15 protein-coding genes and 1 riboswitch are annotated in these 13,189 nt (G+C 33.7%); of the genes, 10 read left to right on the top strand and 5 right to left on the bottom strand.

What is annotated here, in order from left to right:
• Window positions 1-31: 31 nt before the first annotated feature.
• Together BSF41_RS11020 and BSF41_RS11015 are read right to left on the bottom strand one after the other, a co-directional pair.
• The gene (locus BSF41_RS11020) at window positions 32-784 is read right to left on the bottom strand and encodes an SDR family NAD(P)-dependent oxidoreductase (RefSeq protein WP_095929533.1); all 753 of its coding nucleotides are present in this window, start codon (window positions 782-784) and stop codon (window positions 32-34) included.
• Between the two features lie 155 nt (window positions 785-939).
• Window positions 940-1,314 carry a hypothetical protein gene (locus BSF41_RS11015; RefSeq protein WP_095929532.1) on the bottom strand — a complete coding sequence of 125 codons (375 nt, stop codon included), beginning with the start codon at window positions 1,312-1,314 and terminating at the stop codon, window positions 940-942.
• Window positions 1,315-1,459: 145 nt separating this feature from the next.
• Here BSF41_RS11015 and BSF41_RS11010 point away from each other — a divergent pair, with 145 nt between their 5' ends.
• The 3 genes from BSF41_RS11010 (at window position 1,460) to BSF41_RS11000 (ending at window position 2,810) form a co-directional block, all read left to right on the top strand.
• Complete coding sequence (locus BSF41_RS11010; RefSeq protein ID WP_095929531.1) at window positions 1,460-1,666, top strand: hypothetical protein; 207 nt, start codon at window positions 1,460-1,462, stop codon at window positions 1,664-1,666.
• Window positions 1,667-1,712: 46 nt separating this feature from the next.
• The gene (locus BSF41_RS11005; protein ID WP_095929530.1) at window positions 1,713-2,285 is read left to right on the top strand and encodes a pseudouridine synthase; all 573 of its coding nucleotides are present in this window, start codon (window positions 1,713-1,715) and stop codon (window positions 2,283-2,285) included.
• A gap of 69 nt (window positions 2,286-2,354) precedes the next feature.
• Complete coding sequence (locus BSF41_RS11000; RefSeq protein ID WP_095929529.1) at window positions 2,355-2,810, top strand: tRNA (cytidine(34)-2'-O)-methyltransferase; 456 nt, start codon at window positions 2,355-2,357, stop codon at window positions 2,808-2,810.
• 109 nt (window positions 2,811-2,919) lie between these two features.
• Here the strand turns inward: BSF41_RS11000 and BSF41_RS10995 are convergent, their stop codons facing one another.
• The 3 genes from BSF41_RS10995 to BSF41_RS10985 all read right to left on the bottom strand — a co-directional run bounded on the left by BSF41_RS10995 (window position 2,920) and on the right by BSF41_RS10985 (window position 5,952).
• The gene (locus BSF41_RS10995) at window positions 2,920-3,696 is read right to left on the bottom strand and encodes an ABC transporter ATP-binding protein (protein ID WP_095929528.1); all 777 of its coding nucleotides are present in this window, start codon (window positions 3,694-3,696) and stop codon (window positions 2,920-2,922) included.
• A gap of 85 nt (window positions 3,697-3,781) precedes the next feature.
• Window positions 3,782-4,807 carry an iron ABC transporter permease gene (locus BSF41_RS10990; RefSeq protein WP_095929527.1) on the bottom strand — a complete coding sequence of 342 codons (1,026 nt, stop codon included), beginning with the start codon at window positions 4,805-4,807 and terminating at the stop codon, window positions 3,782-3,784.
• A gap of 2 nt (window positions 4,808-4,809) precedes the next feature.
• Window positions 4,810-5,952 (bottom strand): ABC transporter substrate-binding protein, encoded by a 1,143-nt coding sequence (locus BSF41_RS10985; RefSeq protein WP_095929526.1) that lies wholly within the window; start codon window positions 5,950-5,952, stop codon window positions 4,810-4,812.
• 94 nt (window positions 5,953-6,046) lie between these two features.
• Between BSF41_RS10985 and BSF41_RS10980 the strand changes: the two genes are divergently transcribed.
• The 7 genes from BSF41_RS10980 to BSF41_RS10950 all read left to right on the top strand — a co-directional run bounded on the left by BSF41_RS10980 (window position 6,047) and on the right by BSF41_RS10950 (window position 13,186).
• A complete protein-coding gene (locus BSF41_RS10980) occupies window positions 6,047-6,409 on the top strand; it encodes a DUF5522 domain-containing protein (RefSeq protein WP_095929525.1) in 363 nt (120 codons plus the stop codon).
• Window positions 6,410-6,503: 94 nt separating this feature from the next.
• The gene (gene cobU, locus BSF41_RS10975) at window positions 6,504-7,013 is read left to right on the top strand and encodes a bifunctional adenosylcobinamide kinase/adenosylcobinamide-phosphate guanylyltransferase (RefSeq protein WP_095929524.1); all 510 of its coding nucleotides are present in this window, start codon (window positions 6,504-6,506) and stop codon (window positions 7,011-7,013) included.
• Between the two features lie 143 nt (window positions 7,014-7,156).
• Window positions 7,157-8,836 (top strand): nicotinate-nucleotide--dimethylbenzimidazole phosphoribosyltransferase, encoded by a 1,680-nt coding sequence (gene cobT, locus BSF41_RS10970; protein WP_095929523.1) that lies wholly within the window; start codon window positions 7,157-7,159, stop codon window positions 8,834-8,836.
• Window positions 8,837-8,894: 58 nt separating this feature from the next.
• On the top strand, window positions 8,895-9,398 hold the full coding sequence (gene tnpA / locus BSF41_RS10965) for an IS200/IS605 family transposase (protein WP_253251807.1): 504 nt from the start codon (window positions 8,895-8,897) through the stop codon (window positions 9,396-9,398).
• Window positions 9,399-9,727: 329 nt separating this feature from the next.
• Window positions 9,728-10,513 (top strand): adenosylcobinamide-GDP ribazoletransferase, encoded by a 786-nt coding sequence (locus BSF41_RS10960; protein ID WP_095929522.1) that lies wholly within the window; start codon window positions 9,728-9,730, stop codon window positions 10,511-10,513.
• Window positions 10,498-11,031 (top strand): alpha-ribazole phosphatase, encoded by a 534-nt coding sequence (cobC, locus tag BSF41_RS10955; protein WP_095929521.1) that lies wholly within the window; start codon window positions 10,498-10,500, stop codon window positions 11,029-11,031. The genes BSF41_RS10960 and cobC overlap by 16 nt, the downstream gene beginning before the upstream one ends.
• A gap of 65 nt (window positions 11,032-11,096) precedes the next feature.
• Window positions 11,097-11,305, top strand: a riboswitch (cobalamin riboswitch).
• A gap of 27 nt (window positions 11,306-11,332) precedes the next feature.
• Complete coding sequence (locus BSF41_RS10950) at window positions 11,333-13,186, top strand: TonB-dependent siderophore receptor (protein ID WP_095929575.1); 1,854 nt, start codon at window positions 11,333-11,335, stop codon at window positions 13,184-13,186.
• The last annotated feature ends 3 nt before the right edge of the window (window positions 13,187-13,189 follow it).

Below are 13,189 nucleotides of genomic sequence, written 5' to 3'. Positions count from 1 at the left end.
CAATTGTCTTGTTATTTACTCTAAAAAATAATTAGACAGCTGTATAACCACCATCGGCTATAATATAACTTCCTGTTGTGAAAGAAGATTTTTCAGAACTTAAAAAAGTTACCAATTCGGCAATTTCTTCTGCTGTTCCTAAACGATTCATTGCAGATTTTGCCGCAACGGCCTGCATCATTTCTTTATTTAAATTGTCTTTTAAAAGAGCTGTTTCAATATAACCTGGTCCAACAGCATTGCATCGAATATTTTTTTGTGCATATTCTAGTGCTATATTCTTTGTTAATCCAACCACGGCATGTTTAGAAGCGGTGTAAGCTGGACTAAGCGGAGCCGCAACTTGCCCGTGAATTGAAGCGATATTAACGATGCTTCCTCCTCCATTTTTCTCCATTTGTTCTAATTGGTAACGACAGGCATAAAAAACACCATTTAAATTTAATCCTATTACCTTATCCCAAGCCTCCGGATCATATTCTCCTGTTGGTTTGGCTGGTCCTCCCATACCTGCATTATTACACGCGATATCCAGACGACCATATTTAGAAACTGTCACCTCAACCATATGTTTATTATCAGCTGCACTCGACGAGTCTCCTTTTACGAAAAAAGCTTCTCCACCCTTTTCTTTTATATTATTTACGGTTTCTTCACCGTGTTCTACATTTATATCCGATACTACTACTTTTGCTCCTTCTCGAGCGTAGGCTTCTGCTACCGCGCGTCCGATTCCTGATCCTCCGCCAGATACAAAAGCTACTTTATTTTCTAAAAGTGCCATTTTAAATATGTTTTTAAATTGATACCTCTAATTTACGAAGATCTCAGCCGATACCGAAGCTTTAAAAAGAGTTTACAATAACATTAACGCGAACCGCTAATCTTATGTTATTTGACATTAATTTGACTCCTTTTTGCTTAAAATTTCGTATTGTCTTATTCCTCTTCATCCAATTTCATATTTCCACGATCTTTATGATTATCTGGATGTGAGTTTGGATATCGATTGGGTGTTATATCAGAATTGCGGTCTTTATTCTCAACCGTTTTTTTGGCCTCATCCTCTGTTTCCACTCCACGATTTGCATTTGCATTATCAGGATTTACTTGATGAAGCGTTTCATTAATATCTTCATTTTCGTTTCGGGCTCTTTCCACAATTTTTTTATCCCCATCGGTATCGGTCACCAATTCTTTATTCAATTTGGCATCTTTTAGTTCTTTATCGTGCGAAACGTTTTTTCCTTTAGATTCATCAATATCCTTTTGCGTTCCGTTTATCTTTTTTGTTCCTAAATTATTCGTTTCCATAACAATATCATTTTTAGATTTAAATGATAATATTACGAATTCTAACTCCAAAAAAATTATGACTTATGATTGCATTTCTTTTATAATTGCCATCCGTTTTTTTATTTATTACCTTTATTAAAAGCAACTTAACAACCTTATCACTATGAATTTCTTCAAAATCAAAACCAGTTGGTCTAATGCCGAGTTTATCTTGATCAAACTTTGCATCGCTTCTGTTTACATTTTAGTCGGAAGTTATTTTCATAATTTTTTTGAAAACTACTATCCTGTTTTAATTGTCATTTTTGCTGCAACCGTAATTTGGTTTATATACCAATGGCTGAAAAAAATGAAATCTCAAAAGCCGTAATCGGTTTTAATTTTAAGAAAGGAACTATCTTTGCAAAAAATTAAAAATGCACCAACACTTCATTCTTTTTAAACCTTACGGCTACCTAAGCCAATTTATTTATGAATTAAAAAGAAAGAAAAAGCTTTTGGGCGAATTGCATGATTTTCCCGAAGGAACAATGGCAATTGGAAGATTGGACGAAGATTCTGAAGGTCTACTTTTATTGACAACTGATGGAATGGTAAGCGAACAAGTAAGAAGCAAAAAAGTAGACAAAGAATACTACGTTCAAGTTGACGGCGTCATTACTGCCGAAGCTATCGAGCAATTGCAAAAAGGTGTCGAAATTGGTCTTGATGGCGGAAAATACAAAACAAAACCCTGCTCTGCTTTTATCGTTACTGAAATTCCAGATTTTGGACCAAGAGCCAAAAAAATTAGAGACGAACGACATGGCCCCACTTCTTGGGCTTCTATTACTGTAAAGGAAGGAAAGTTTCGTCAGGTTCGAAAAATGACTGCTGCAGTTGGTTTTCCAACGCTTCGTCTGGTTCGCGTTCGAATAGGAAACGTATATTTGCAAAACCTAAAAGCAGGTGAAGTTTTGGAAGTTTCCGATTTTCAATTAGAGAATTAGATAATTAGACAATGTGACAATTAGATAATTCTAAAAAACTCATAACTCATAATTCATAACTCAAAAAAGATGTTAAACGTTGTTCTTGTAGAACCAGAAATACCAAATAATACTGGAAATATCGGCCGCTTGTGTGTGGGCACAGAAAGTCGTCTTCATTTAATTCATCCTTTCGGATTTGTAATAAACGACAAGAATCTAAAACGTTCGGGATTGGATTATTGGGTTCATCTTGATGTTACCGAATATCAAAATGTAGAAGAATGGATTTCACAGATTCCAGATCATTCTCGAGTATTTTTAATGAGTTCGCATTCTGATAAATCTTATTTAGAAAACGAATTTCAAGATGGTGACTGGTTAGTTTTCGGAAAAGAAAGCGTTGGTTTAAGCGCAGCATTTATGGCGAGATTCGAAAATCATTTAACGATTCCGATGTCACCGCTTATTCGCAGTTTTAATATTGCTAATTCGGTTGCTTTTGTAGTTGGTGAAGCGAAGAGACAGATTGGGCTGAAGAAATAATCTCGATTTCCTGCAAGGTTTTCAAAACCTTGTAGGTATTTATATTTTTAGTTAAGATCTGAAGTTGAGACCTACAAGGTTTTGAAAACCTTGCAGGACAGCCGAAATATTAACTCACAATAAACTTCCCTTTTTCAGCATCAAAAACAATATTTTCATCTTTGAACAAATTGCTGAAACTTCCGTTTGAAATTAAATTACACGGCTGATCTTGCACTATATTTTCTGGCGTCATTATAATCATTTCATCACTTAATTGAATGGCCAAATCGATATCATGTGTCGAAAACAAAATGCATTTTTGGGTTTCTTCTGTCAATTTTTTCAATAATTTGAATAAAGAAACTTTATGAAGCAAGTCAAGATGTGTTGTGGGTTCATCTAAAATGATTAACGGTGTATCTTGTGCCAGAGCTCTTGCAATTAAGACTTTCTGTAGTTGTCCGTCGCTAATTTGAAAATGTTTTTTTGAAGCCAAATGTTCGATTTGTGTCAATTGCATTGCTTCCTGAACTTTTAGAATATCTTCGTTAGACAATTTATCAACCCAATTGGTATAAGGCTGGCGCCCCAAAGCAACTAATTCAAAAACAGAAAGATTACTTGGCGGTAGCTTTTCGGTTAAAACCAAACTAAGATTTTGTGCCAATTCTAAAGGCTGATAGTCTGAAATATTTCTTTCGTTCAAATAAACATTTCCCGATAAAGGCTTTTGAATTCCAGTAATCGTTCGGAGTAAAGTTGATTTTCCAATTCCGTTTGCCCCTATCAAAGTGATTAATTTACCTGCTTCAAGATTAAGATTAAGATTCTCAGCAATAGTCGTCACTCCTTTCTTGGATTTGTATCCAATGTTTAAATCCGATGTTTTTAAGATATTTTTCATTTTTAAGATTCTAAGTTACTAAGATGCTGAGGTTCTAAGTTTTTTTTCTAAAAACAAAATCCTTTTAATCTGTGGCTAAATAGTATTAAAAATTTCTTTTTCGAACTAAAAGCCAAATAACAACAGGTGCACCAATTATAGACGTAACGGCATTTATTGGAAGTGTGACATCAAAGCCTGGCATTTGCGAAACAATATCACAAAATAGCATTATTATCGAACCAAAAAATAAAGTGCTCCAAAACAAAATAGTATGATTACTGGTCTGAAAAGTCAGTTTTGCAATATGAGGAACTGCTAAACCCACAAAAGCAATTGGTCCTGCAAATGCTGTAATCGCTCCAGACAAAATACTCGTTGCAAAAATGATAACTAATCTGGCCTGCTTAAAATTCAATCCCATGCTTTTTGCATAATTTTCTCCAAGAAGCAAGGCGTTTAATGGTTTGATACTTTTGGCGCTTAAAACCAATCCAATTCCAACACAGAAAGTTAAAATTGTAATGGTTGTCCAAGAAAGGTTTCCAAGATTTCCCATTGACCAAAAAGTAAATTTCTGAAGTTGTTCTGCCGTACTAAAATAAGTTAGGACACTTACGATTGCTGTGGTAAAACTTCCAAACATTAAACCCACAATCAAGATTGCCATTGTATCACGTAATCGTTGCGAAACAACTAAAACTAAAAAAAGAACCAAAGTACTTCCTAAAGTAGATGCCAAAACAATTCCGTAAGAAGACAATGCAATTACACTTAAAAAAGAAGGTAGAAATCCTGCTCCTAAAATGACAAAAGCCACACCAAGGCTTGCACCAGAACTTAATCCTAAAACATAAGGTCCAGCAAGCGGATTTCGGAACAAAGTCTGCATTAAAAGTCCGCTTATTGAAAGTCCCGTTCCAACTAAAACTGCCGTAATCGCTTTTGGCAAACGATAATTAATGATAATATATTCCCAAGTTGATTTTGCAGCATGACCACCTGTTAAACTGGCAAAAACATCTTTCAACGGAATTGTAACCGATCCTAAACTAATGCTAGCAAAAAACATTAATAATAGACCTAAAGCCAGAACGACAAATAAAATGGTATTTCGTGTTTTACTCACCAAAACTAATTCAGTTTAGAAGCAAAAGTAAACTCGTAGCTCGCCAGTAAATCGGGATGAAAGATCTTAATGTAGTCTTTCAAAACCAAATCTGGGCGGCTTGGCGCCAATTCGTAATAAACCGTTCCGCCTGTCGCTCCCATTTTACCTTCAAAATTATAAACACTTTTATTTTTAAAAGCATTAAATTCCGTATAATGCGGATTTGCTTTTTGCAATTCATCCAAACTTTTAAAAGATCCAGAAGCAATCCAAACATTAGCATCCTTGGCTTTGTCCAAAACTTTTTCAAAAGACAAACCTTCGCTTCCTGTTCCTTTTAAGTCAGCCCATAAATAATTAGCTTTTGCATCTTTCATAAACTCTGCCACCCAACTATTCCCTTTGGCAACATACCAAACATCTTCGTACATAGAACCGTATAGCACTTTTGAAGTTGCTGGTTTATCGCTAACTAATTTTTTCGCCTGATTGTAGCTTTCTACAATTTTATCAAACAATTCTTTTGCTTTTTCTTCTTTTCCGAATAAAGCGCCGTAAAGTTTAATCCATTCTGCTTTTCCTAGCGGAGATTGTTCCATCCAATCACCTTGAATCAAAACATTTAAACCGCTTTTCTTAAGATTATCCAGCATCGGGTTATTGTTATCTACACCAAACGTAACAATCAAATCTGGGGATAATTCTATTAATTGTTCGATATTCAGTTTTTCATTTTGTCCAACGTTTTTTACAGAACCTTTGTCAATTAACGCTCTTGTTTTTTCCGAAGAAATATAATCAGTATGTGGAAATCCGACCAATTTATTCTCAACTTCTAACATTTCTAAAAAAGGAATATTTGTAGTTGAAGTTACAACAACACTTTCTAGAGGAACTTTTATAGCAATATATTTATTTAAACTATCTGGAATTTGTACGTCTTTTTCTTTTAAAATGTAAGTAAATTTCGTCTTAGCATTTGGCCATGGATTACTCACATTTACAATCGAATAGCCTTCGTTTTTCACAATCGAAAGTCCAGAAGCAAATTCGATACTTTCTTTGGCAGTAGCAGATTTTACAACATCTTGCGCTTCATTTTTTTTACACCCGATTAGGATAAGTAGTACAAAAACGACAGGTAATTTATGGAAAAAATATTTCATATTTTATGTTTTGTGTAGCCACAAAGGTAAATTAATTTCTATTTTTTTTGTTTACCTTTATTCGTACAAATTTAAACAAATAGCCTTTTATTTGATGAATGCACCAAAAACAAAAATCTGCTCCAGTTGTGAAACCGCTTTTTCATGCGGAGACACTTCACCCGAAAACAAGTGCTGGTGTAATGATTACCCACCCATTTTCAATCTTTCTGAAGGAGGCGATTGCCTTTGTCCTGTGTGCTTTAAGGAAGCCTGCGAAGATAAAATTGATGCTTATGTCGAAACCGTAACTCCAAAAAAGGCTCTTAATAATAAGGCAATGCTATTGCCGAAAAACGACAATTTAATTGAAGGAATTGACTATTATATCGAAAATGGCAATTACGTTTTTAAAGCTTGGTTTCATTTAAAAAGAGGAACTTGCTGCGGAAACAACTGCCGACATTGCCCGTATTAGGAGTTATGAAATATAAATTATGAGTTATGAGTGAATAGCTCATATTTAAATTTATAAATTGCTAAACAAAACTCATAACTTATAATTAATAAAAATGATTTACTTGATAACTGGCGGCGAGCGTTCTGGAAAAAGCGGGTATGCTCAGAAACTAGCTTTAGAACTTTCCGACTCTCCTTTATATGTAGCAACTGCTCGAAAGTGGGATGCAGATTTTCAAAACCGAATTGATCGTCATCAGCAGGAAAGAGACGAACATTGGACCAATATTGAAAAAGAGAAATACTTAAGCGAAATTGATTTTTCTGGAAAAACGGCCTTAATTGACTGTGTAACGCTTTGGTTGACTAATTTTTTTATTGATACTAAAAACGATGTGGAGCTTAGTTTGGAAGAAGCAAAAAAAGAATTTCTTGCCATTGCCAAACATGAAAATGCCAATATCATTATTGTAACAAACGAAATCGGAATGGGCGTTCATGCAGAAACTCACATAGGGAGGAAATTTGTTGAACTTCAGGGTTGGATGAATCAATTTCTTGCTGCAAATGCCGATCAAGTTGTGCTGATGGTTTCGGGAATTCCAGTTAAAATAAAAGGGTAACAATGGCAAAATTCAATGTCAATTTCAAAAATCAATAAAACAAATTCTGAATTTTTAAACTTCAAATTCCAATATCGTGAAGTACCTTTACATAAAGAGTAAATTGATATTGATATTGATATTGATATTTGAAATTGAAAATTATGAGTAATTTAGACGATATAATAAAATCCCGCCGAGACACACGACATTTTACAGCCGATAAAGTTCCAGATGAAGTAATTGAGAAAGCTTTACAAGCTGGACATTGGGCACCTTCTGTCGGATTGACCGATGCTACAAGATATTTTCTGATTAAGTCAGACGAGGTTAAAACGTCTATTAAAAAACTTTTTTTAGACTATAATAAAAAAGCCGAAGAACTTACCGATAATCCTGAACAGAAAGAACTTTACAGATCACTAAAACTCGAAGCAATCGAAGAAGCACCCATCGGACTCGTCATTGCTTACGACCGTTCGGTTCTCAATCAGTTTACGATTGGAACAATTGGCAGTAACGAAGCAGTAAAATTCAGCTCGGTTTGTGCCGCGCAAAACATTTGGCTTTCGCTGACAGAACAAGGTTATGGAATGGGCTGGGTTTCGATCCTCAATTATTATCAGTTTAAAAAAATCCTTGATTTACCTGAAAATATAGAACCTCTGGGATATTTCTGCATCGGAAAACCAGTCACCAATTACAACAATCAGCCAATGCTGCAGCAATTGCATTGGAAACAAAAATCGGAAGCGCCTATCTGTACTGAAATCAAAGAAATTCATCAAATAAATGTTCCAGATTTTGATTTGAAATCAGAAAGCGAAATACAAAACAAATCTGATTTCAATACACTTTTACAAGAAAAAATAGATTCAAAAACAAAACCTGTAGGTTCTTTAGGCACTTTAGAATCTCTGGCCTTTCAAATGGCAAAGGTTTTTGAAACTTTAAATCCGAAAATCCTAAAACCTAATATTGTAGTTTTTGCAGCAGATCACGGAATTGCAAATCATGGCGTAAGTGATTATCCGCAGGATGTTACAAGACAAATGGTCAATAATTTTCTCGATGGCGGTGCAGCAATAAACGCTTTCTGCAAACAAAACAATATTGAATTGTCTATTGTAGATTCAGGCGTCAACTATGATTTTCCAACTAATGCCAAATTAATCGATGCTAAAATTGCAAAGGGAACGCAGTCTTTTCTCCATGTTCCCGCAATGAGCGAATCGGAAGTTCATTTCTGTTTTGAGAAAGGAAAATCGATTGTTGAAAATATTGCAAAATCTGGTTCAAACTGCATTGGTTTTGGCGAAATGGGAATTGGAAACACTTCAACCGCTTCTGTTTTAATGAGCCTTTTAACCGGCTTCCCTATTCAAGAATGTATCGGAAAAGGAACTGGAGTTGAAAACGAAAAACTGCTTCTAAAACAAAATTTACTCCAAAAAGCATTAGATAATTATTCTGGTCAAGCCGAATTAATCTCGCAACTTTCCTATTTTGGCGGTTTTGAGATTCTTCAAATGGCTGGCGGAATGATCGCTGCTTTTGATCATAAAATGCTAATTCTCGTTGATGGTTTCATTTGTACTGTGGCATATTTAATTGCTTCCAAAATAAATCCGAACATCAAACAAAATGCTGTTTTTTGCCATTGCTCTGCTGAAAAAGCGCATTCGGAATTGCTAAATTATTTAGAAGCAAAACCTATTTTAAATCTCGATTTACGTTTGGGAGAAGGAACAGGCTGTGCTGTCGCGTTTCCTATTTTAAAATCGGCTGAAGCTTTTTTGAATGAAATGGCGAGTTTTGAAAGCGCGGGGATAAGTAGGAAATAACTTTCTTTTAAGATTTAAAGTTCATAACTTTGAATTTCTAATTAAAGTTATTTATTACATGTCTTTTACAAAAATTTATATTCATTGTGTTTGGAGTACCAAAAACAGATTTCCTTTTTTAAATTCAGCTGATCTTCGTCAAAAAGTGTGGCATCACATGAAAGAAAATGCATTAAATAAAGAAATTTATCTTCATTTCATTAGTGGATATTCTGATCATTGCCATTGTTTAATTTCATTAGGTAATAATCAGACTCTTCAGAAAACAATACAGCTATTAAAAGGTGAATCTTCATATTGGATTAATAAAAATCAATTGACTAGAGATAAATTTGAATGGCAGGATGAATATTTTGCAGTTTCAGTTTCAGAATCTATTGTAGATAAAGTTCGGGATTATATTAAAAATCAAGAAGAGCATCATAAAAAGAAAACATTTCAAGAAGAATATGAAGAATTTATGATCAAATTTGGATTTAAACAATCTTTAAGAAAAATTTGGCTAAAGCCAATCTTAGTGCCTATAAATAAACCAACATCTAAAGATGTTGGCAATTCATAGAAATTATTTTTTTTTTAAAATTTTATTTTTGAATTGCCTCCAGATTTATCTGGAGGTTATAAATTTGCTCCTAAAGAGGGCTTTAGCCAAACAATAATCATAATCAAATGAAATGTGAAGAATTTATAGTCAATTTTGGATGTAAGCAATCTCAAGAAAATTTGGCTAAAGCCAATCTTAGTACCTATAAATAAACCAACATCTAAAGATGTTGGCAATTCATAGAAATCATTTTTTTTTTTAAATTTTATTTTTGAATTGCCTCCAGATTTATCTGGAGGTTATAAATTTGCTCCTAAAGAGGGCTTTAGCCAAACAATTATAATCAAATGAAAAAAGAACTACATATTTTCTTCACCTGTTTAATGTTTTACACCAGAATTCCGTGTCCAAAAAACATTACACATCATCCAGATTATTTAAATAAAGCCACAAGATATTTCCCATTTATTGGTTGGATTGTTGGGAGTATTTCCTTTCTGGCTTTTTATCTTTTTTCATTTTTTCTTTCAACGGAAATTGCTGTTATATTGGCAATTATTGCTTCTATCTTAACTACTGGAGCTTTTCATGAAGACGGATTTGCCGATGTCTGTGATGGTTTTGGTGGAGGCTGGACCAAAGAAAAAATCCTAATGATTATGAAAGACAGCGCTATTGGCGCTTATGGAGCAATCGGATTGGTTTTACTTTTTCTACTAAAATTCAAACTGCTTTCAGAATCTATTTTACTTTTCACTAATAACATTTTACTAATTTTCCTTTTATTCATTTCTGCACATTCTTTGAGTCGTCTGGCGGCAATCAGTATTATTTTTACACACGAATATTCGCGTGAAGATGCTTCTAGCAAAAGCAAACCAATCGCTAAACAATATACTTGGAAAGAAGTTTTTGGCTCTTTCTTTTTTGGATTAATTCCGTTACTTGTATTTTCTTATTTTGATTTAAAATTTCTTCTGGCTATAATTCCCGTTTATATAACTCGATATTTTTTAGCGCGATATTTTCAGAAATGGATTGACGGTTATACAGGAGATTGTCTTGGCGCTACACAACAAGTTTGCGAAGTGGTATTTTACTTAAGTATTTTATTTTTATGGAAATTTATCTAGTTCGCCATACCGAAACCATCTGCGAAAAAGGAATCTGTTACGGACAATCAGATGTTGATATTGCAGTTCCATTTGATGAAATTTTCGGCAGAATTATTTCTGAACTTCCTTCGGAGGCAATAATCTTCTCTAGTCCGTTAAAGCGCTGTGTCATTTTAGCAAAACATATTCAAGAAAATATTAAAACCATTTCTTATCACGAAGACGAACGTTTAAAGGAAATGAATTTTGGCGATTGGGAATTGAAAAGTTGGAACGAAATTCCGTCTGAGGAGCTCAATCCGTGGATGGAAGATTTTGTGAATATCAAAGTTTCAAACGGAGAATCTTTTGTTGAATTACACGAAAGAGTCGGTAATTTTTTATCTGAAACAATTTCTAAAACAAATCAGCCAATTGTTATTGTGGCTCACGCCGGAATCATCAGAAGTATTTTGTGCCATCAGAGTTCACTGCCATTAAAAGACGCTTTCAATAATAAAGTTGATTTCGGAGAAGTTATAAAAATCGATTTTTAATGCAAATAATTTATAATTTTTCATGAAACATAAAACAAATTTGAATAATCAGTATTTTTAACTTTATCTTTGCAGCAAATTAAGGTTGTGTTTTTAATTCAAAAACACATTAAAAGGGAATCAAGTAATTTCTTGAGCTGTACCCGCAACTGTAAGCTAAGTTCACAAAAATGAATGCTTGCTGTAACTACATCACCACTGTCACGCCCTGCGTGATGGGAAGGTAAACAGCAAGACGCAAGCCAGGAGACCTGCCTTTGTAACAATTTATCGAGCTCTCGGGAAAAAGAGTGAAGGAATTATGACTTTAAAACGACTTCTTGCTTTTTGTTTATTTGTGATGTGCCAGATTATTTGGGCGCAGAGCGATTCTATTACCAGCCTTAAAGAAGTATTGGTTTCAGACAAAAATTTAAAAAAATATTCAGTTTCACAATCTGTTTTAAAATTAAACGATTCTGTTATTGGCAAAAACGAAGCTCTTCTAACCGATTTATTAAACTTTAATTCTACGATTTACTTTAAAGAATACGGTCGCGGAATGTTATCTACCGTAGCTTTTAGAGGAACTACCTCTTCTCAGACCGCAGTAATCTGGAATGGAATTAACATTAATTCCCAAATGAATGGAAGTACCGATTTTAATACCATTTCAGGTTCTGATTATAATTCGATAAGCGTAAAAGCAGGTGGTGGAAGTGTGATTTACGGAAGCGGTGCTGTTGGAGGAACCGTACATTTAAATAACGATCTGTTGTTTTTTAATCGGTTTGAGAATAATTTAAGACTAGATTACGGTAGTTTTAATACGATTGGGATTAATTATAAAACTTCTATTTCAAACAAAAAATGGAGTGCTCAAATCGGATTGTCTAAAAATAGCTCGACAAACGATTATAAATATCTGAATCAGTACAACTGGAAAGGCGAACAGCGATGGAACCAAAATGGCCAATATGACGTTATTACTTTAAGTGCTAATGCTGGTTATAAAATTGATGCCAAAAACACTCTAAAACTATACACCCAAACCTCAAACACAGATAGAAATACGTCTTTGGTTTCTGAATCTGAAATGAAGAGTAAATATGTTAATGGCTTTAATAGAAATTTACTAGAATACGATGGTAATTTTGGAAAATTCACAACAAATTTAAAAACTGCCTATATTTTCGAGAACTATCAATATTATGCCGATAATTCGAGTAATATTTATACGTACGGAAAAACAGAAAGCTTAATCACAAAAGCAGATCTGGGGTATCAAATATTCAAATCATTACAAGCCAATGGAATCCTAGAATATAATCGAACTAAAGGATATGGTTCTGGTTTTGGTGATAATGTGAGAGAAATAAGTTCTGCAGCTTTGCTTGTTAAACAAGATGCTTCTGCTAATTGGAAAAATGAATTTGGCATTCGAAAAGAATTCACAGACAACTACCAATCTCCAGTCCTATTTTCAGTTGGTTCTTCTTATCAGTTTGGGAAATTATATAATTTGAAATTAAATGCATCACGAAATTTCAGAATTCCAACCTTCAATGATTTGTATTGGGAAGAAGGCGGAAATCCAGACTTAAAACCCGAAAGTTCTTATCAGGCAGAAATTGGCAATGTTTTTACTTTTCAAAATTTTAATATAACTCAGACCTTTTATTATATGAAAATAAAAGATTTGCTAAGATGGGTTCCTGGAACAAATGGTATTTGGATGCCACAAAATACAGACAAAGTAAATAGCTATGGAGCAGAAACATTGTTGAGTTGGAAGAAAAGTTATGGCAAAAACAACCTGACAGCAAATGCAACTTATGCTTATACCATATCAGAAAATGTTGAAACTAAAAAACAGTTGTTTTTTGTTCCTTTTAATAAAGTTACAGCTTCTGTTGCTTATTCAAGAAAAAACATTTCTGCCTATTATCAATTTCTTTATAATGGCTTTGTCTATACACAATCTGACAACGATCCTGATAAAATTGTTGATGCCTACAATGTATCAAATATTGGAATTGATTATGATTTTAAATTTTTATCTTCTTTTAAAGTAGGATTTCAAGTTCTAAATCTTTGGAATACATTTTATCAAAGTTTAGAATATAGACCAATGCCAGGAAGGAATTTTAATTTGTACTTAAACCTTAAATTTTAATAT

It is taken from the genome of Flavobacterium sp. ACN2, from assembly GCF_002303885.1.
Lineage (GTDB): Bacteria > Bacteroidota > Bacteroidia > Flavobacteriales > Flavobacteriaceae > Flavobacterium.
Note: the sequence above shows the minus strand (reverse complement) of the source record. Positions and strands in the feature narration are given on the sequence as shown.